This is a genomic window from Pedobacter jamesrossensis (assembly GCF_042650905.1).
GTDB classification, from domain to species: Bacteria; Bacteroidota; Bacteroidia; order Sphingobacteriales; family Sphingobacteriaceae; genus Pedobacter; species Pedobacter jamesrossensis.
In genome coordinates this window covers 46,303-65,028 of the sequence record NZ_JBHSBY010000022.1, presented here as the reverse complement: position 1 = coordinate 65,028, position 18,726 = coordinate 46,303, and the positions used below count along the sequence as shown (strand labels likewise).

Here is an 18,726-nt window from a genome sequence, read left to right as displayed (position 1 = left end):
CAGCCTTAAATTAGCTGTTCATAGAAATTAAGAATTCTTCGTTGCTTTTAGTGCCTTTTATTTGCGCTTGTACAAATTCCATAGCCTCTTGACTGTTCATATCAGCAAGGTGATTACGTAAAATCCAAACACGTTGTAAAATATCTCTATCTAATAATAAATCATCTCTACGTGTACTCGATGCTGTAATGTCAATAGCAGGGAAGATACGCTTATTCGATAATTTACGGTCTAATTGTAACTCCATGTTACCAGTACCTTTAAATTCTTCGAAGATAACCTCATCCATTTTAGAGCCTGTATCAGTCAATGCTGTAGCTAAAATGGTTAATGAACCACCATTTTCGATGTTACGAGCCGCACCAAAGAAACGTTTTGGTTTGTGTAATGCATTTGCATCTACACCACCCGATAAAATTTTACCCGATGCTGGAGCTGTTGTATTGTAAGCTCTCGCTAAACGTGTAATCGAATCTAATAAAATCACCACATCATGACCACTTTCTACCAAACGTTTAGCTTTTTCTAAAACAATATTGGCAATTTTTACGTGGCGTTCGGCTGGTTCATCAAAAGTAGAAGCAATAACTTCTGCTCTTACGCTACGAGCCATATCTGTAACCTCTTCCGGACGTTCATCAATTAAAAGGATAATTAAATAAACTTCCGGGTGGTTTTTCGCTATGGCATTTGCAACCTCTTTAAGTAAATTGGTTTTACCAGTTTTTGGTTGTGCTACAATTAAACCACGCTGTCCTTTACCAATTGGCGTAAATAAATCCATAATACGGGTAGAGTAATTACTGTTATCCGTAAATAAATTTAATTTTTCTGTCGGGAAAAGTGGTGTTAAATAATCAAAAGGAACACGGTCGCGAACTTCAGCAGGAATTCTTCCGTTAATGGTTTCTACGCGAACCAATGGGAAATATTTTTCGCCCTCTTTCGGCGGACGGATACTACCTTTTACGGTATCACCAGTTTTTAAGCCGAAAAGTTTTATTTGAGACTGAGATACATAAATATCATCAGGAGAAGTTAAGTAGTTGTAATCTGCCGAGCGCAAGAAACCGTAACCATCAGGCATAATTTCTAAAACCCCCTCGTTTGTAATTACATTATCGAAATCTAAGTTAGAATAACTGTTTTCGTTTTTGTGGTGGTTGCCACCACCGGGTTGTTTTTGTACGCGATTATCTTCGCGTTGCGGTTTTTCCTGCTTTTCTCTAGGTTCTTGTTTTTGTCTAGGCGTATTTGTTGGAGCGGCTGTTGGTAAAACCTCTGCCGATTCTTCAATTAAAGCTGAAATTGGCTTAACGCTTTCCTCGCTTTCTACAATCCTGTCTGGTTGTCTTTCAGGCTGTTGTTGATGCTGTGGTTCATCAAACAAAGTAACTGAATCTCTTCTTCTTTCGATTGGAGCTGCAGGTTCGTCTTTGCTTAATCTAGCTCTTTTTTTAACAGGTTTATCTGTTGCAGTAGCTGCGGCGGCAACTTTTGGAGCTTTTTCAGCTTTAGTTGCTTTTGCTTTTGAAACTGGTGCTGATTCTACTTCGACTTCGGCAGTTTCTGCTTCGCTATACGGGTCGGCACCTGCTTTAGCGGCATTAATAATTTCTTGCTGGTGTAAAAGCACTTCAACAAGGTCGATTTTTCTTAAGGAGTCGGCACTTTCAATGCCATAAGATTTTGCTAGCTCACGTAATTCTGGAGTAAGCTTATCATTTAATTCTGTTTTGCTAAACATTCTAAATATATATGTTTCAAGAAATTTTTCATTTGTTTATAACGGATGCTTCCTGTTATAAATGTGCCTGGACTTAAATATTATGTTAGTTTTCTAAAAGCCAGACTTTTAAATTGTATATAAATTCTTTAGGTTATAAAACCGAAAATGAGTGGTTATAAGAAAAACTCAAAATGGTTTCATAATTGTTTACGTGCTGAATAAAAACGATTAATCGTTTTCAAAAAATGGTAACAAAAAACAAGTCTTGATAAATTTTTTCTGGGATATTCAGATAAACGGTTGAGAATTATGTTGCAATTGTATGTATTTGAAACGTAAACTGCAAGCAAAAGTTTAAAATGTTTATAAAAATATTTAATGTGAAGATATTTTAGTCGTTCTAAAAACTTAAAAAACCTCATATTTGCAGCAAATAAGCCCATATATGACTAAGCAACAACTTTTTGAGCAGATACAAAAAAAACGTTCTTTTTTATGCGTCGGATTAGATTCTTCGCTAGATAAAATCCCACAACACCTGTTAAAGTACGAAAATCCAATTTTGGAATTTAACAAACAGATTATCGATGCAACAAAAGATTTGTGTGTAGCTTATAAACCGAACACCGCTTTTTACGAGTGTTACGGAAAAAAAGGTTGGGAGAATTTAATCGAAACCTGGAAATATATCCCTAACGATATTTTCAGTATTGCCGATGCAAAACGTGGTGATATTGGAAATACCTCCGCCATGTATGCAGAAACTTTTTTCAATGATAAGTCTTCGGAAATGAGTTTCGATTCGGTTACCGTAGCGCCTTATATGGGTAGCGATTCGGTTACACCTTTCTTAACTTTTAAAGATAAATGGGTTATTTTATTGGCATTAACTTCCAATTCTGGTCATGCTGATTTTCAATTACAACAAATAGGAGAGGATAAGCTTTTCGAAAAAGTATTAAAAACTTCGCAAGAATGGGCAACGGATGAACAGATGATGTATGTTGTTGGTGCAACACGAGGTTCTGCCTTTGCTGATGTTCGTAATTTAGTTCCTAATCATTTTCTTTTAGTCCCTGGAGTTGGTGCACAGGGCGGCGATTTACAGGAAGTTTGTAAATATGGTTTGAATTCGCAATGTGGATTATTAATCAATTCATCGCGAGGAATTATTTATGCCAGCAAAGGTGAAGATTTCGCTGAAAAAGCCAGAGAAGAAGCATTGAAGCTGCAAAAAGAAATGGAGGAGATTTTAATTAACGCTGATTTGGTTTAGCCATAATACCGCAAAAAACTTATTTACCGCGGAAACGCCGAATACACTGAGTAATTTTCTTAATTATGTGCGTTCACTGATTCGGTGGCAATCTTTTTCTTCTTTTCCTTTGCGCAAAACTTAGCGTCCTTTGCGGTTAATACTAAATCAAACATGAAATCCAAAATAGATTTAAAACTTATTCTTGCTTTAACTGGCGTAGCCTTAATCTGGGGAACTACCTATTTAGGCATTCGTATTGCTGTAGAAAGCATCCCGGCCTGGTATGTAACAGCTATTCGACAAAGTATTGCATCGTTAATTATTCTTGTTATCCTTATTAAACAAAAGGAATTAAAATGGATTGGGTGGCCAAGTTTTAAGCGACAAATATTGCTTTCTATTTTAATGGTTGTTATTGCAAATGGAATGACTACCGTTGCCGAAAAAACAATTCCGAGTGGCTTAACATCTTTAGTTAACGCTACTTCTCCCTTGCTTGTGTTTTTGGGCTGTGTGTTTTTAGGTATTCAAAAAGCAAGATTGAGAGGCTTTATTGGTGTGTTCATAGGTTTTTTAGGTGTTGTTTTTATTTTTAGAGATGGAATTAACGATTTGTTAGAACCAAACTATAGAAATGGAATTTTATCTTTAGTTGTGGCGGTTTCGGGCTGGACAATTGGAACTATTTATTCTAAAAAACATAGTGGAAAACCGCAGTATATTTTCTTAAATCTATTTTATCAATTTGTTTTCTCCGCAATTGTACAATTTTGTTTGGCACTTATTTTCTCTGGTAAAGCAGATGTAAGCTCGTGGAAAATTGAAAGTATTTTTGCAGCAGTTTATTTGGCTATATTCGGTTCTGTATTGGGTTATTTCTGCTATCACTATGCATTGAAGAAAGTTTCTGCATCCGAAGTCTCCATTCTTACCTATTTCAATACCGTAATTGCAATATTTTTAGGCTGGCTGATTTTAAACGAAAAAGTAAATATGGATTTAATTGTAGCAACAGTTTTAATTATTGCTGGGGTTTTTATTACAAACTACAAGAAAAAAGTAGAAGTTAAAGCAATTTAATATTTGTTTTTTAGACCTTTTAACGAACCAAGGGCACAAATCTTTTCCTAGAAATTGATTAGATAAAAATTATTCATTCGATGTAAAACTTTTAGGAATAATTATTTATCTTCAATAATGAATTTTCCAGAAGATTTTCTTCATTATGTGTGGCAATTTAAATCGTTTGATTATAACGAGCTGAAAACTGCTGATGGAGAAGATTTAAACATCATCCATCAAGGTTTCCTGAATAAAAATGCTGGTCCAGATTTTAATAATGCTAAAATTAATATTGGGGAAACAATTTGGGCTGGGAATGTAGAAATCCATTTAAAATCTTCAGACTGGCTTAAACACAACCATCAAACTAATCCAAGTTATGAAAACGTTGTGCTTCACGTTGTTTACGAAAATGATATCGAAATCAAAAGAATTGACGGTTCAGTTTTACCTGTTTTAGAGTTGAAGAACAGAATTTCACATGAATTTATTCAGAAATATGAAAAACTATTTCTAACACTTACTGATTTTCCCTGCATAGCTCAAATTCATTCTGTTGATAGGCTAATTGTAGATTCCTTTCTTTCTCGCACTTTAATTGAGCGATTTGAGCAAAAAACGAATGCTGTATTGGAAACTTTAAATGAGCTAAATGGAAATTGGGATGAAACTTTCTATCGTTTCATGGCTCGGAATTTAGGTTTCAAGGTAAATGCCTTACCATTCGAACTTTTTGCTAAAGCAATTTCACAGCAAGTTTACGGTAAACACAAAGATAATTCTTTGCTAATTGAGGCTTTGGTTTTCGGGGCGGCAGGTTTTTTAAATGATAATTTTGTTGAAGAATATCCGAGAAGATTGAAAACAGAATTTCAATTTTTGAAAAAGAAATATAATATAAAACCAGTTGAAGTTTCGATTTGGAAGTTTATGCGAATGCGTCCGCAGAATTTCCCAACTATTCGTTTAGCACAATTTGCGGCACTAATTATACAATCGAATCACCTTTTTTCTAAAATTATGGAGATTAAAGATTTGGTAGAATTACGGAAGCTGTTTGAAAATTTACCTGTAAATCCATGTTGGAAAACGCATTATCATTTTAAAAAGGAAACAGAAAATGTGAGTACTCAGATTGGTAAAACATCTGTAGATAACATTTTATTAAATACCGTGGCGTTGTTTTTATTCGCTTATGGTAAACATACAGGAACTCAGTTTTACATTAGCCGAGCAATAAAACTTTTAGAAAGTTTGCCAGCAGAGCATAATGCAATTGCCGATAAATTTACTGAAGCAGGTGTGAAAATTGATAGTGACTTTGCATCGCAAGGGATTTTGCAATTGAAAAATCAATATTGCGATGAGAAAAAATGCCTATCTTGTGGTATAGGTATTAAGATTTTAAAACAGGCCTAGCAAACATTATCATTCTAAAAAGGTTTAACCAGTATGGAATTTTCACATGAACTTAAAGAACTTTATCCCGATAAAATTATCGAAGTTAGAGGCAATGCAGATGCGTTAACAGTTATATTGCATGCTGAAGTTGACATAGAAAAGTTTAAAGATGAACTTAAGGAAAAGTTTACTCACTTAGATGATAAACAGATTTTGTTTATCAAACATGAAGACAGACAAGATTTTGAAAAGCTCATTCTTGATTAATATGTTTTGAAATTAACCAAATATTATTAGTAAATTAGTTTCGAAAAGTTATATATTATCCTAGCTTTCTTTAATTTTACCCTGTGATTAAGATTTAAAATAAGCTTAAAATGTTTCAGAGAATCATAACCTATTTTGAACAACAAAGTTTCGGTGTTTCTACATATTTAGCAAATAAGTTAAATATGAGCACCGCAAAAGTGCGCTTGTTTTTTATCTATTCTTCTTTCCTGGCAGTTGGTTTTCCAATACTTTTTTACTTTTTAGCTGCTGTAGTTTTGGATATAAGAACTTATATGAAAAAAATGCGGTTAAGAATTTGGGAGTAACCCCCCAATCCCTAAAGGGGGCTTTTCCTTTCTATTGTTCATAGAAAGTTCTAAAATCTTTCCGTTACATTTCCTGAAATTTTTAAAGCATTATTTGCGCCTTAATTTTACTCCATGCTTTTGTGCCCCTTTAGGGGGCTATGGGGTCAATCTTCCCTTAAAATTTCTGCTATTTCATGAAAACCTTTTTCTGCGGCTAAATCTGCCGGCAATTTTCCGCCTTCCATACGCAAACCCACTTCTGCACCATGTTCTAGAAGCAAAATAATTAATTCGATGTTTCCGAGTTGTGCCGCAGTATGTAAAGGTGCCAATCCAGCTTTCTGGCAAACATTTGGATAAGCCCCGGCATCTAAAAGCGTTTTAGTGATATTGATGTTATTCGCCGCAACCGAAGAATGGATTGGGAAAACATTGAATCCGTTTTTGGAAGCCAGATTTACATCGGCTCCTTTTAATACTAAAAAGCGTGCTAAATCCTCATGCCCAAAATAACAGGCTAAGCCAAGTGGTGTAAAGCCGTCTTCAGAAAAGTTGTTAATATACTCTGGATTTTGAAAAATAAGTAAAGTAGCTGCATCAAACTTACCAACTGCACATGCTTCAAATAAGGTTAGGTCATCTGTAAATTCTGCAATTAAATTGGCAATTTCTTGCTTTTTGTAGTAGCAAGCCAGTAACAATGGGGAAATATTGTGCGAAGTATTTGTGCTAGCTAATTTTGGATTTTGAACCAAAAGTTCTTTTACAATCTGCAAATTACCTGCTTCAATTTGTTCTTCGAGTTGCGCTATACTCATATTATATGTGTCTTATTTCAAAAACCGATTTAAATTAACAAAAAATAAGCAATTATTTAATTTTCTAAATATATAGGAATTATGCGAATTGCAAAATGCAGGGTTTTTAATAACTTGAAATGTATTAAATAATTTAGCTGACAATTACTAGTGAAATGCTAAAATAGTTTTAGTCATACTTATGTTATATATCAATTTTTTTTGTATGAACTGGAGCAAAATATAGATATTAAAGAAACTATAAGCATCAACTTATGTTTTCAAAAAAAATCCTGTTTCACCTCTCCAGGCAAAACAGGACAAAACCTAAAACAAAATCCGTTTCATTTGACAAAACGTAACAACTTGTGAGTTGTTAAAATAATAGACCAAAATTTCTGTTTAAGGTTTAATGCTTACAAAATAATATTATTAAATTATTGTAGATTTAAACTTGCGAGATATTCAACTATATATTAAATTTCCTCTGAGTTATTGATTTTCTTAGTATAAGAGGAGAGAACAATAAAATTGTTCGCAATGGCAGCAATTATGAATTGTTATGATTTTTTTTAACAGCTTTCATGAATGCTGCGCAGTTTTATCTAAGTTTGTTTTTTAAAAAATTATTAGGATAGAAAATGGCGGTAAGGGGAAACCAATTTAAAACCAACACATTAAGAGATAAAGGTGCTGAAAATGTATCTGGCAGGTCGTCTTCTAGTCGCCAGCCAAAAGATAAAAGGGAATATTTGCCAAATTTCGATTTGCAAGATGGACGTGCTATAAAGATTTTAGGGCTATTTTTTGTTATACTTTCACTATACTTTTTAATCGCTTTTACATCTTACTTATTTACTTGGCAAGATGATCAGAGTTATGTAATTGATGCAAATGGTGGCTGGGGCAATTTATTCAAAACTTCCGAAGAGCTTAAAGATGCTGGCGTAACCGCACCCGTAGTACAAAACTGGCTAGGTAAATTTGGTGCTTTATTATCGCATCAATTTATTTACGAATGGTTTGGGGTAGCATCATTTTTATTTGTGCTGGCTTTCTTTATTATAGGCTATCGTTTATTGTTTAAGGTTAGAATTCTTTCTATTTCGAAAACGTTAGGCTACAGCTTTTTCTTTTTACTTTTTGTATCATTAACCTTTGGTTTTGCACATGGTTTCTGGTCGGAATCACCACATTATATAGAAGGCGAATTTGGCTATTGGAGCAACAAATTATTAGCCGCACAAATTGGTGCTGCAGGTGTTGCTGGTTTGATCGCTTTTGCGGGTTTAACAATTTTAATTATTGCCTATAATATCGATTTTAAATTTCCCGAGCGCAAAGAAAAAGAGGTTTATCTCGATAATGAAACTCCAGATTATGTAAATGAGGTTAGAGAGAAGTTTAACCATAATAGAAATACCGAAGACCCATCAGAGCCAATTGAATTTCCAGTAAGGGATAAATCACCAATAAACAATGAACGAAAACAGCAAAATGTTGTTTTGCAGCCAAACAGATTTGAACAAAAAGAAGATCTAGAAGATGTAATTGCGCCAGTAGTTTTATCGCCAATGGCAACAAATTTGCCTATAGCAACTTCGGCGGCTGCAATGCCCTTAACGGTAGAGACAACAATAGAAGAAGAAAAGGAGCCAACATTTACAGTAGAAAAAACCGAAGAAGAAAAAAAATCTGAAGATTTGGTAGAGCAATTTGGTAATTATGATGAAAAGTTAGATTTATCTGGTTATAAGTATCCAACAATTGATTTACTGGAGAATTATGGAACCAATAAAATATCTGTAAATGCAGAAGAGTTAGAAGCGAATAAGAATAAAATTGTAGAAACACTTAATCATTACAATATCGAAATTGACAAAATTAAGGCTACAATTGGTCCAACTGTTACGCTTTACGAAATTATTCCAGCACCTGGGGTTAGGATTTCGAAGATTAAAAACCTGGAGGATGATATTGCACTTTCTTTAGCCGCATTAGGCATTCGTATTATTGCACCAATGCCTGGAAAAGGAACCATCGGTATCGAGGTTCCAAATCAGCACCCGGAAATGGTGCCAATGCGTAGTATTTTAAATACCGAGAAGTGGACATCTAACACCATGGATTTACCAATTGCTTTAGGTAAAACAATTAGCAATGAGGTGTTTATAGCCGATTTAGCTAAAATGCCTCACTTATTGGTAGCTGGTGCAACGGGCCAAGGTAAATCTGTAGGTATTAATGCTATTTTGGTTTCACTTTTATTTAAGAAACATCCTGCACAACTAAAGTTTGTACTCGTAGACCCGAAAAAAGTAGAGTTAACATTATTTAATAGAATTGAACGCCACTTTTTGGCAAAATTACCTGGAGAGGCTGATGCTATTATTACCGATACAAAAAAGGTGGTAAACACATTGAACTCTTTATGTATAGAAATGGACCAGCGTTATGATCTATTAAAAGATGCACAGGTTAGAAACTTAAAAGAATACAACGATAAATTTATCAAGCGTAAGCTTAATCCGAATAATGGGCATAGGTTTTTGCCATTTATTGTCTTGGTAGTAGATGAGTTTGCCGATTTAATGATGACTGCTGGTAAAGAGGTTGAAGCGCCGATTGCCCGTTTAGCACAGTTAGCCCGTGCCATTGGTATTCACTTGGTTCTGGCTACACAGCGTCCTTCGGTAAACATTATTACAGGTACAATTAAAGCCAACTTCCCGGCAAGATTAGCTTTTAGGGTGTTATCTAAAATCGATTCGCGTACTATTTTAGATAGTGGTGGTGCAGACCAGTTGATTGGGCGTGGAGATATGCTTTTATCTACAGGTAGCGACTTAATCAGGCTACAGTGTGCTTTCGTTGATACACCAGAGGTGGATAGAATTTCTGAGTACATAGGTAACCAACGGGGTTATTCTGATGCTTATCAACTGCCAGAGTATATTGATGAGGCAGGCGAAGGTAGTAAGGCAGATTTCGACCCGAATGAACGCGATAAGTTCTTTGAAGATGCGGCAAGGTTAATTGTACTACACCAACAAGGCTCAACATCATTAATTCAACGTAAATTGAAATTAGGTTACAACCGTGCAGGCAGAATTATTGACCAATTGGAGGCCGCAGGAATTGTAGGTCCGTTTGAGGGAAGTAAAGCTCGGGAAGTTTTATATCCTGATGAATATTCTTTGGAACAGTTCTTGAATAGCTTAAATGACAAAGGCTAGATTAAACTAACAAGAAAAAGAGTACTCTAACGTTTCAATAGAAAATTAAAAAAGACAAGATGAAGAAATTAATTTCAGCATTAATGGTTGTAGTTGCTTTTGCAACATCAACTTATGCTCAAACTGATGCGAAAGCTAAAGCAATTTTAGCAGAGGTAAGTAAAAAATATAAGTCGTATAACGTTGTTAAAACCGATTTTACTTTTACGCTAGATAATCCAAAGGCAAAAGTAAAAGAAACACAACAAGGTACTTTATATGTTAAAGCCAACTCAAATAAATATAAAGTTGCTATGACTAATCAAGAGTTGTTTAGCGATGGCAAAAGCCAATGGACTTACCTTAAAAAGGATAAAGAAGTACAGGTAAGTAGTGTAGACCCAAATAGCGATGCAATAAATCCTGCTAAAATCTTTACTGTTTACGAAAAGGGTTTTAAATACATCTATACAGGTGAAGAAAAAGTTGGTGCAAAAACATATCAAATGATAGATTTAACACCGGTTGATGCTAAAAAATCAATCTTTAAAGTACGTTTAAGTATTGATAAAGCAGCTAAGCAAATTGCTAATGTTGTTTTATTTGATAAAAACGGAAACAAATACACTTACAATGTGAAAACTTTTTCACCTAACGTAAATGTGCCAGAAACTACTTTTGCTTTCGATGCAAAGAAATATCCTGGTGTTGAAGTGGTAGATTTAAGATAATTTTCTTTTCCGCTCTGCGGGATGAGATTTTAAAAGGTTCAGTTGGAAACAGCTGAACCTTTTTTATTTTTTGCAGATTATTCTTAGACTACGGCAATAACAAAAAATAGTACTAGTAATATTTAGCTGAAAAAAATGCAGACCTCTTTTTTAAATTTTAGTTCTTGTTCAATCAGTCTGTTAATTCTTGTTTCAATGCTCTAAAGTATAAAAATTTTCATGATTAAAATTCTTATTGTTTACATTTGTTTTAATGTCATTGCCACTAACAAACCACACTTTAGAGAAATTAGAACTACTGCTTTTTGCGATTGGTTTTAAGGTTCGTTATGAAAAAGGAAATTTTAAAACAGGCTCTTGCTTACTAGAACATAATAAAATTATCGTGGTTAATAAATTTTCTAATCTAGAAGGAAAAATAGCCGCCTTAGTTAATTTGGTAAAACAAACTAATCCTGATGAAAATCTGTTAGATGAAAAGCAAAGGCAGTTCTTTCACTCGCTACAACAAACCGAATTATTTTAATGCAGAAGCAAAGCGTACATCACTTTTATAGAAAGGAAAGTTTAAACAGATGAAAGTTACTTTTTTAGGCACTGGTACATCTCAAGGCGTTCCTGTAATTGCATGTAATTGTGAGGTTTGTCAATCTACAGATAAACATGATAATCGTTTACGGACATCTATTTTAATTGATTTAGGAGATAAAACCATTGTTATAGATAGCGGACCGGATTTTCGTTACCAGCTTTTACGCGAAAAGGTAAAAGATTTGGATGCGGTTTTGTTTACACATGAACACAAAGACCATATTGCTGGTTTAGATGATATTCGCCCATTTAACTATTTGCTGCATAAGGTTATTGATGTTTATGCAACAGAGCGAGTTCAAACAGCTTTAAAGCGAGAGTTTTATTACATTTTTGCTGAAACTAAATATCATGGTTTACCACAAATTAATCTTCATACTGTTAAAAATGGCGAAGACTTTAAAATAGGCAAAAATACAATTGTTCCGTTTGAGGTAATGCACCATTTATTGCCGATAACAGGTTATAGAATTCGTGATTTTACTTACATAACAGATGCAAAAACAATTTCAGATGTATCTTTTGAAAAAATTAAGGGCACAAGGGTGTTAGTTATTAATGCATTACAGAAAGAATCTCATATTTCTCATTTCACTTTAAATGAAGCAATAGATTTTGCTGAAAAAGTAGGGGCAGAGATAACTTACCTTACGCATATTAGTCATAATTTGGGTTTACATGAGGATGTTGAAATGAATCTGCCATCAAATATCAGACTGGCTTACGATGGTTTGAAAATAGAATTGTAAATCGCTATTTCCAAAATCTAAAATTAAATTATATTTGCAATTCACTTACCCAGGTGGCGAAATTGGTAGACGCACCAGCTTGAGGGGCTGGCGCCTGTATGGGTGTGGGAGTTCGAATCTCCTCTTGGGTACACTTTCTAATAGCTAACAATATGATTGTTAGCTATTTGTTTTTTAGAAATCTCTGTGTTTAAACTTAATCTGGTCAGTTTAGAATAGATACAGTTGGGCAGCATAATCAATATGGCAGAGTAAACACGCTACGCCCATTGGTAAACGTAGTAAATTTTAATGAAATTCCTACAATACAACATTTCAGGAGATATCTTGGTGTTTATGCAATTTTCCCGAAAAATATCAAGTGTGGCAACATGATCTATGGCTATCAGCCTTACGATTATGAAGATGATACCTTCGTTTTTGTAGTTACGGGAAAGATTTATGGTATCGACAGTAACGGCAAAGCAACAAAGCCTTCTGGACTATGCACTGGTTGTTCATCCAGACCTCATCAAAGGCACACCTCTAGATAAACATATCAAGGATTATTCCTCTCTAAATATCAACAGCACTTACACGTTTGTTTAAGCTAAAAACTGGAATGACACCTAACGAGTATAGAAAGATTAATTAGAACTTTAAATACACAAAAATTTTTAATCAAGGCTAATAAATTAATTTTGTTTGAAAATTTAAAGAATGTTTATCTATCTTATCAACTCAACAAATTAGTAAAATGAAATCAACCCTTGTTAAAAAAATTCTATTGTTTTTAATGGTTTTAATTCCATTGTTTAGTGGAACAAAATTATATGCCCAGCAAAGTAAAACGATTCAAATTAATGCTGATAAGTTATTGACTAAGATTCAACCTGATATGTGGGGCGTTTTTTTTGAGGATATAAATTTTGGCGCAGATGGTGGTATTTATGCCGAATTGATTAAAAATCGTTCTTTCGAGTTTGCAAAACCATTAATGGGCTGGACAATACAAAGAAAAAAAGTAAACGAGGGAGAGTTGGTTGTTGTTAATCGTAAAGAAGAAAATATAGCTAATCCAAGATATATAAAGGTTAATACGGCTTTGGGTGATTTTGGCATAACAAACGAAGGTTTTAGAGGAATAGGTATAAAAAAGGGACTTCGTTATGATTTTTCTATGATGTATTCTATTGTACAAAAGGGAATTACAATACATTTGCGATTGCTTACCCCCGATGATAAAGTTATTGGAGAGGCTAAGCTAATACCAGAAGAAACAGGTGTAGCCTGGAAAAAGAAGACTTTCAGTTTCACTGCTGTAGAAACTGAGCCAAAGGCGAAATTTAGTATTACATTTGAAGGTAAGGGCGAAATTCTTTTAGATATGATTTCATTATTTCCTTCGGATACCTGGAAAAGTCGCCCGCAAGGTTTAAGAGCTGATATGGTGCAAAAACTTGCAGATATGAAGCCTGGTTTTATACGCTTTCCTGGAGGCTGTATTGTAGAAGGTATGGATCTTGCCAATAGATATCAATGGAAAAAAACAATTGGACCTATAGAAAATAGACAATTATTAATGAACCGCTGGAATGTAGAATTTGCGCATAAGCCTGCGCCAGATTACTATCAGAGTTTTGGTCTAGGATTTTTCGAGTATTTTCAGTTGGCTGAAGATATAGGTTCAGAAGCCTTACCAATTTTAAATTGTGGCATGGCCTGTCAGTATAATACTGCCGAGGTTGTTTCTTTAGATGAGTTAGAGCCCTATGTTCAGGATGCATTAGATCTTATTGAGTTTGCAAATGGAGATATTAATACAAATTGGGGAAGAAAGAGAGCAGAACTTGGTCATCCCAAACCTTTTAATTTAAAAATGATGGGTATTGGGAACGAGAACTGGGGTCCTCAATATTTAGAAAGGTTAGCCATTTTTACAAAGGCAATTAAAGAAAAATATCCTTTAATAAAATTAATAAACAGTTCTGGTACAGATCCTGAAGGAGAAAGATTTGATTTGCTGAATACTTCTTTAAGAAACGAAAAAGCAGATTTAATTGACGAACATTACTATCGCCCAGCTGAATGGTTTTTGAAGAATGCTGGGCGCTATGATAATTATCCAAGAAATGGTTCGAAAGTTTTTGTTGGGGAATACGCCGTTCATGCTGATAAATCATTAACCGGTAAAGATAAAAGTAACTGGCAAAGTGCGCTTGCATCGGCTTCTATGATGACAGGTTTCGAGCGCAATGCTGATGTTGTACAAATGGCTTCGTACGCACCTCTTTTTGCTCACATTGATGCCTGGCAATGGGCTCCTGACATGATTTGGGTAGATAATTTAACCAGCTATGGTACACCCGATTATCATGTCCAAAAACTTTTTTCTACCAACAAAGGCACAGATGTTGTTTCCATTAAGTCTGATAATCAAAATTTAATTGGTCAAGATGGGCTTTATGCATCCGCAGTTATAGATTCGAAAACCAACGAGTTGATTATAAAGATCACAAATGTTTCAGAAGCAGTAAAAAATATAAACTTTAATATGGAAGGGCAGAAAAAATTAAAAGCTTCGGGTTATATTGATGAGCTCGAAAGTACAAAGCTAAGTATGATTAACAGTTTTGATAATCCTAATAAAGTTAGTCCGAAAAGAATAAAACTTAATAATATAAAGAAAACGCAATTTAACCTTTCGTTAAAAGCAAATTCCTTTAATGTAATTAGAATACCATTCAGTTAATCTAATACTTTTATAGATTTATTTACTTAATTGAATCTTCTAAAAACTTCTCGAAGTCATTTGGTATTTGTTCTGCTGAAGAATAACAGTAGATCATTGAACAAAGGGAAATTAAATAAAAAGAACCAACAATTAACAATAACGTGCTCAAAATACAATTATTTGGTTAAAATAATATAACGTTAAGTTAACGACAATTATTTTGTTTTAAGAATTTTTAATTATTTGATTACAATTACAATGAGTTGATTTGAATTCTTCTTTTGCGATTATCTGGCTTGAAATTTATCTCTATATTGAGACGGTGTCATACCTACGGTTTTCCTAAAAATTTTCCTAAATGCCTTCGGATCATTATACCCAGAGTTATAAATAACTTCTGTCATCTGTTGCGCGGTTTGCTCCAGTAATTTTTTTGCCGCTTCTATTCGGGTTTGCTGCAGATATTCTATTGGTGTGATACCAATAACTTGTTTAAATCGCCTTACAATATTCCTTCTGCTAGATGGAATATCTTTTATCATTTCTTCTATAGTCGAAATATCTTGATAATTAAGCTCAATTTTTTCTTGGGCACAAGCAACTATTTCGTCATTGTGATGCCTCAATGGTTGAAATGAACTAAAATAAGATTGATTGTGCCTATCCATATCTATTGCAAATATTTTCGCTGTTTTTATTGCCAAGTCTTTTCCGCAATGAATTTGTAGCAAATATAAAAGCAGATGGAAAGTAGAAGTAGCGCCGCCACTAGTAAAAAGTCGCCCGTCTTGTGTTACTGTTTTATCTGCTTTTAATTGTACTGAAGGAAAAGCAGCTGAAAATGCAGCGCAGGCATCAACATGAGTGGTAGCCGCTTTTCCATCTAACAAGCCTGTTGCACCAAGTAAAAATGCACCTGTACAAAAGGTTGCAATTTCGGCAGCTGAATTATATTGTTTTATCAACCAAGGGATATAGGCTCGATTTAATGCAATGGTATTTTTTATATCGTTAGTTGTAAAAGATGGAATTAAAATAAGTTCAAATTTTTCCTCTGTATTAATCGTGTCGGTTTTATAGGTTTTAAAGAAACTATCTACCTGATTATTTATGGTTAATAAAGTAATATCAAAAGTCTCTTTTAATTCGCTAGCAAATTGAAATTTATTTGCAGCCTCGAAAACTTCTAATATAGCGGCAACACTTAATAGCTTGTACTGTTCGGGTATAAGAACACCTATTTTAATCATTCGGTTAGATTTTATTATCGTAAATATATAATTTTTGTCTTGAATAACCCCTAAGATTGACTTTTACAGCAAGCTAAATGCTTACTTTATTCCTGTATTTTAGCTATTAATTAATTTAAAGGTGAATAATAGTATGAAAACTAAACCAATAAGTGATAAATTATATGGGCTTGTTGTTCTGTATGAAATGCATACCGATTTTTTATTAAAAGCTTTAGCTGCAATTGATGAAAAAGATGCAAAAAAAAGAATGGATACAAAAGCAAATCATATTGCCTGGATAACCGGAAGCGTAGTTTATGGTAGGTATCATTTGGCTAAATCTTTTGATATCGACTTATTATCCTCAACCGGTGAGCTTTTTAAAGATAACCAAGGAATTATAGATGATGCTAATTATCCCTCCATAGAAGAATTTACAAAAGATTGGCAAAAAATATCGGAACCACTTTTACAAGCATTATTAAATGCCACAGATAAAAAATTGGATGAACCTTATGAAATGCCGGGAATGAAAATGACATTGTTCGATATGATTTCGTTTGGAACTTATCGCGAAGCAAACTGTATTGGCCAAATTGCTCTATGGCGTAGGTTGTTAGGTTATCCAGGAATGAATTATATGTGATTGCATTTGGGTATGCAAATTTTAATCAGTAAGTAATTTTAAAAGTGCGCTTTTTATTATTTTTAATTAATCAACTAAAAACTAACTAGAAATTATGAAAATTGCAGTAATTATTATTCGGGTACTATTGGGTGCAATGTATCTATTTGCTTCTGTAAGTTATTTTATGAAATATATGCCCGCAGGGCAGCAAATGAGTGCAGACCAAACTACTTTTATGGCTGGTGTTATGGCTTCAGTTTATTTAATGCCATTGATTAAAATAACAGAGTTGGTAAGCGGTATTTTACTTTTAATTGGACGTACGGCTCCTTTAGCTGCTTTAATTATTTTTCCTATAACGTTAAATATATTTTTATATCATGCGTTTCTAGGTCCAAAAGAATTGCCAATGGTGGCATTAATGTTAATTTTTAATTTGTTTCTCTTTTTTGCATATCGTAAAAAGTATTTGCCAATTATTTCAAAATAATTAAAACTTTATTCTATTTTTCTCTATTTATTATGTTTGCATAGGAATTCATTTTGCTATATTTAAAAACACTAAATAGAAATCAATTATGAGAAAGTTTCAGTTATTAATGCTACTGTTGGTGGCAGTTAGTTTTAATGCTATTGCGCAGAGTAAAGATGCAATAGTTGGTAAATGGCTTAATGCTTCTGGTGAAGGGCAAATCGAAATTTACAAGAAAGGTGATAAGTACTTTGGCAAACTGGCTTGGCTAAAGGAACCAAATCTAAATGGAAAACCAAAAGTTGATTCAAAAAATCCAACTGCTAGTTTACAAAACAGACAATTATTAAATTTAGAAATTTTAAAAGATTTTATTTACGAAGACGGGAAATGGACCGATGGAACAATTTATGATCCCAAAAGTGGTAAAACTTATAGCTGTAATATATCATTGAAAAGTGCAGATGTAATGAATGTTCGTGGGTATATCGGAATCTCGCTACTTGGTCGTTCTGAAACTTTTAGAAGAGTGAAATAGAAATAAAAAAATGAAGAAAATACTTTGGTGCCTGTTAATGGCACCTTTTTTTTGTGCTGCTCAAAGCTATTCGTTAAAAACTTTAACTGAAAATACAAAAACCAGTTTAAGAGGTTTAAGTGTTGTAACAGATAAAATTATTTGGGTAAGCGGAAGTAGCGGTTCAGTTGGAAAAACTTTAGATGGGGGAGTAACCTGGCAATGGATAAAACCGAAAGGTTATGAAAAACTAGATTTTAGAGACATCGAAGCTTTTAGTGATAAAGAAGCAATTGTTGTAAACGCTGGTTCGCCTGCGTATATTTTAAAGACAATTGATGGCGGAGAAAACTGGACTGAAAATTATAAAAATGTAGATACTGCTATATTTTTAGATGGCCTAGCTTTTTGGGATAAAAATAAGGCGCTTATTTTTGGTGATCCAATAAATAATAAAATGCAACTGCTAAAAACTGTTGATTCAGGGAAGAGTTGGCAGAATGTTTCAGATAATTTGAAATTACCATTAGCAAAAGGGGAAGCTGCTTTCGCTGCGAGTGGAACAACAATAAAAACTTTGCCGGGTGGTAAGATTTGGATCTCAACCGGAGGAACGGTTTCTAATATTTATTATTCTGGAAATTATGGACTAAACTGGCAAATTTTTAAATGCCCGATTTGGCAAGGCGAAAATAGCACAGGCCCTTTCTCTATCGATTTTTACCACCCCAAAAATGGAATAGTGGTTGGAGGTAATTATGTTAAGGATAAAGAAAATAGTAATAATATTTTGCTGACTTATGATGGGGGTAAAACTTGGTCAAAACCCGAGAGCCCGGTTTTTGGTTATCGTTCTGGAGTTGCTTACATCAATAAAGAAAATTTAATAGCTACAGGGACTTCGGGAACAGATATTTCTACAGATGGTGGTAAAAACTGGCAACATGTTTCTGATATCAGTTTTAACGCTGTTCAAAGAGCTAAAAAAGGTAGTGCAGTAATTTTAGCTGGAAATAAAGGATTTATTTACCGTTTGGAAATGAAATAAAAATT

At 33.8% G+C, this 18,726-nt stretch carries 18 protein-coding genes and 1 tRNA gene; 16 read left to right on the top strand and 3 right to left on the bottom strand.

Annotation, left to right across the window (positions count from 1 at the left end):
- Nucleotides 1–10: 10 nt before the first annotated feature.
- Nucleotides 11–1,747, bottom strand: a complete 1,737-nt coding sequence (gene rho / locus ACFOUY_RS03745; protein ID WP_378959120.1) for a transcription termination factor Rho — start codon at nt 1,745–1,747, stop codon at nt 11–13.
- Between the two features lie 427 nt (nt 1,748–2,174).
- On the opposite strand from rho, the gene pyrF reads away from it, so the two are divergent.
- From pyrF to ACFOUY_RS03720, 5 genes are all read left to right on the top strand, one after another.
- The gene (gene pyrF / locus ACFOUY_RS03740) at nt 2,175–3,005 is read left to right on the top strand and encodes an orotidine-5'-phosphate decarboxylase (protein ID WP_378959119.1); all 831 of its coding nucleotides are present in this window, start codon (nt 2,175–2,177) and stop codon (nt 3,003–3,005) included.
- A gap of 153 nt (nt 3,006–3,158) precedes the next feature.
- Nucleotides 3,159–4,067 (top strand): DMT family transporter, encoded by a 909-nt coding sequence (locus ACFOUY_RS03735; RefSeq protein ID WP_378959117.1) that lies wholly within the window; start codon nt 3,159–3,161, stop codon nt 4,065–4,067.
- 117 nt (nt 4,068–4,184) lie between these two features.
- Nucleotides 4,185–5,468 (top strand): DUF2851 family protein, encoded by a 1,284-nt coding sequence (locus tag ACFOUY_RS03730; protein ID WP_378959116.1) that lies wholly within the window; start codon nt 4,185–4,187, stop codon nt 5,466–5,468.
- 33 nt (nt 5,469–5,501) lie between these two features.
- On the top strand, nt 5,502–5,717 hold the full coding sequence (locus ACFOUY_RS03725; RefSeq protein ID WP_378959115.1) for a hypothetical protein: 216 nt from the start codon (nt 5,502–5,504) through the stop codon (nt 5,715–5,717).
- Nucleotides 5,718–5,827: 110 nt separating this feature from the next.
- Nucleotides 5,828–6,046 (top strand): PspC domain-containing protein, encoded by a 219-nt coding sequence (locus ACFOUY_RS03720; RefSeq protein WP_010601800.1) that lies wholly within the window; start codon nt 5,828–5,830, stop codon nt 6,044–6,046.
- A gap of 146 nt (nt 6,047–6,192) precedes the next feature.
- Here the strand turns inward: ACFOUY_RS03720 and ACFOUY_RS03715 are convergent, their stop codons facing one another.
- Nucleotides 6,193–6,846, bottom strand: a complete 654-nt coding sequence (locus tag ACFOUY_RS03715) for an ankyrin repeat domain-containing protein (protein ID WP_378959114.1) — start codon at nt 6,844–6,846, stop codon at nt 6,193–6,195.
- A 620-nt stretch (nt 6,847–7,466) separates the two neighbouring features.
- Here ACFOUY_RS03715 and ACFOUY_RS03710 point away from each other — a divergent pair.
- From ACFOUY_RS03710 to ACFOUY_RS03680, 7 genes are all read left to right on the top strand, one after another.
- Nucleotides 7,467–10,061, top strand: coding sequence for an FtsK/SpoIIIE family DNA translocase (locus ACFOUY_RS03710; RefSeq protein WP_378959113.1), 2,595 nt, complete (start codon nt 7,467–7,469; stop codon nt 10,059–10,061).
- Nucleotides 10,062–10,120: 59 nt separating this feature from the next.
- Entirely contained in the window at nt 10,121–10,771 is a 651-nt protein-coding gene (locus ACFOUY_RS03705; RefSeq protein ID WP_378959112.1) for a LolA family protein, read from the top strand.
- A 253-nt stretch (nt 10,772–11,024) separates the two neighbouring features.
- Entirely contained in the window at nt 11,025–11,297 is a 273-nt protein-coding gene (locus ACFOUY_RS03700) for a hypothetical protein (RefSeq protein ID WP_378959111.1), read from the top strand.
- A gap of 49 nt (nt 11,298–11,346) precedes the next feature.
- Nucleotides 11,347–12,111, top strand: coding sequence for an MBL fold metallo-hydrolase (locus tag ACFOUY_RS03695; protein ID WP_378959110.1), 765 nt, complete (start codon nt 11,347–11,349; stop codon nt 12,109–12,111).
- A gap of 47 nt (nt 12,112–12,158) precedes the next feature.
- Nucleotides 12,159–12,242: transfer RNA gene (locus ACFOUY_RS03690), tRNA-Leu, on the top strand.
- A 138-nt stretch (nt 12,243–12,380) separates the two neighbouring features.
- The gene (locus ACFOUY_RS03685) at nt 12,381–12,644 is read left to right on the top strand and encodes a hypothetical protein (protein ID WP_378959109.1); all 264 of its coding nucleotides are present in this window, start codon (nt 12,381–12,383) and stop codon (nt 12,642–12,644) included.
- Nucleotides 12,645–12,847: 203 nt separating this feature from the next.
- On the top strand, nt 12,848–14,842 hold the full coding sequence (locus ACFOUY_RS03680; protein WP_378959108.1) for an alpha-L-arabinofuranosidase C-terminal domain-containing protein: 1,995 nt from the start codon (nt 12,848–12,850) through the stop codon (nt 14,840–14,842).
- A 269-nt stretch (nt 14,843–15,111) separates the two neighbouring features.
- Here ACFOUY_RS03680 and ACFOUY_RS03675 read toward each other — a convergent pair whose 3' ends face one another.
- Complete coding sequence (locus ACFOUY_RS03675) at nt 15,112–16,074, bottom strand: GlxA family transcriptional regulator (RefSeq protein ID WP_378959106.1); 963 nt, start codon at nt 16,072–16,074, stop codon at nt 15,112–15,114.
- Between the two features lie 133 nt (nt 16,075–16,207).
- Between ACFOUY_RS03675 and ACFOUY_RS03670 the strand changes: the two genes are divergently transcribed.
- The 4 genes from ACFOUY_RS03670 (at nt 16,208) to ACFOUY_RS03655 (ending at nt 18,721) form a co-directional block, all read left to right on the top strand.
- The gene (locus ACFOUY_RS03670; RefSeq protein ID WP_378959105.1) at nt 16,208–16,702 is read left to right on the top strand and encodes a DinB family protein; all 495 of its coding nucleotides are present in this window, start codon (nt 16,208–16,210) and stop codon (nt 16,700–16,702) included.
- A gap of 94 nt (nt 16,703–16,796) precedes the next feature.
- On the top strand, nt 16,797–17,174 hold the full coding sequence (locus ACFOUY_RS03665; protein ID WP_378959104.1) for a DoxX family membrane protein: 378 nt from the start codon (nt 16,797–16,799) through the stop codon (nt 17,172–17,174).
- Nucleotides 17,175–17,262: 88 nt separating this feature from the next.
- Nucleotides 17,263–17,694 (top strand): DUF2147 domain-containing protein, encoded by a 432-nt coding sequence (locus ACFOUY_RS03660; RefSeq protein ID WP_378959103.1) that lies wholly within the window; start codon nt 17,263–17,265, stop codon nt 17,692–17,694.
- Nucleotides 17,695–17,704: 10 nt separating this feature from the next.
- Complete coding sequence (locus ACFOUY_RS03655; protein WP_378959102.1) at nt 17,705–18,721, top strand: WD40/YVTN/BNR-like repeat-containing protein; 1,017 nt, start codon at nt 17,705–17,707, stop codon at nt 18,719–18,721.
- Nucleotides 18,722–18,726 lie beyond the last annotated feature (5 nt).

Coding starts and splice junctions, on each gene's coding strand:
- ACFOUY_RS03700 (WP_378959111.1), top strand. CDS start 11,025: ATGTCATTGCCACTAACAAACCACACTTTAGAGAAATTAGAACTACTG.
- rho (WP_378959120.1), bottom strand. CDS start 1,747: ATGTTTAGCAAAACAGAATTAAATGATAAGCTTACTCCAGAATTACGT.
- ACFOUY_RS03665 (WP_378959104.1), top strand. CDS start 16,797: ATGAAAATTGCAGTAATTATTATTCGGGTACTATTGGGTGCAATGTAT.
- ACFOUY_RS03670 (WP_378959105.1), top strand. CDS start 16,208: ATGAAAACTAAACCAATAAGTGATAAATTATATGGGCTTGTTGTTCTG.
- ACFOUY_RS03735 (WP_378959117.1), top strand. CDS start 3,159: ATGAAATCCAAAATAGATTTAAAACTTATTCTTGCTTTAACTGGCGTA.
- ACFOUY_RS03705 (WP_378959112.1), top strand. CDS start 10,121: ATGAAGAAATTAATTTCAGCATTAATGGTTGTAGTTGCTTTTGCAACA.
- ACFOUY_RS03730 (WP_378959116.1), top strand. CDS start 4,185: ATGAATTTTCCAGAAGATTTTCTTCATTATGTGTGGCAATTTAAATCG.
- ACFOUY_RS03725 (WP_378959115.1), top strand. CDS start 5,502: ATGGAATTTTCACATGAACTTAAAGAACTTTATCCCGATAAAATTATC.
- ACFOUY_RS03720 (WP_010601800.1), top strand. CDS start 5,828: ATGTTTCAGAGAATCATAACCTATTTTGAACAACAAAGTTTCGGTGTT.
- ACFOUY_RS03655 (WP_378959102.1), top strand. CDS start 17,705: ATGAAGAAAATACTTTGGTGCCTGTTAATGGCACCTTTTTTTTGTGCT.
- ACFOUY_RS03715 (WP_378959114.1), bottom strand. CDS start 6,846: ATGAGTATAGCGCAACTCGAAGAACAAATTGAAGCAGGTAATTTGCAG.
- ACFOUY_RS03680 (WP_378959108.1), top strand. CDS start 12,848: ATGAAATCAACCCTTGTTAAAAAAATTCTATTGTTTTTAATGGTTTTA.
- ACFOUY_RS03660 (WP_378959103.1), top strand. CDS start 17,263: ATGAGAAAGTTTCAGTTATTAATGCTACTGTTGGTGGCAGTTAGTTTT.
- ACFOUY_RS03695 (WP_378959110.1), top strand. CDS start 11,347: ATGAAAGTTACTTTTTTAGGCACTGGTACATCTCAAGGCGTTCCTGTA.
- ACFOUY_RS03710 (WP_378959113.1), top strand. CDS start 7,467: ATGGCGGTAAGGGGAAACCAATTTAAAACCAACACATTAAGAGATAAA.
- ACFOUY_RS03675 (WP_378959106.1), bottom strand. CDS start 16,074: ATGATTAAAATAGGTGTTCTTATACCCGAACAGTACAAGCTATTAAGT.
- pyrF (WP_378959119.1), top strand. CDS start 2,175: ATGACTAAGCAACAACTTTTTGAGCAGATACAAAAAAAACGTTCTTTT.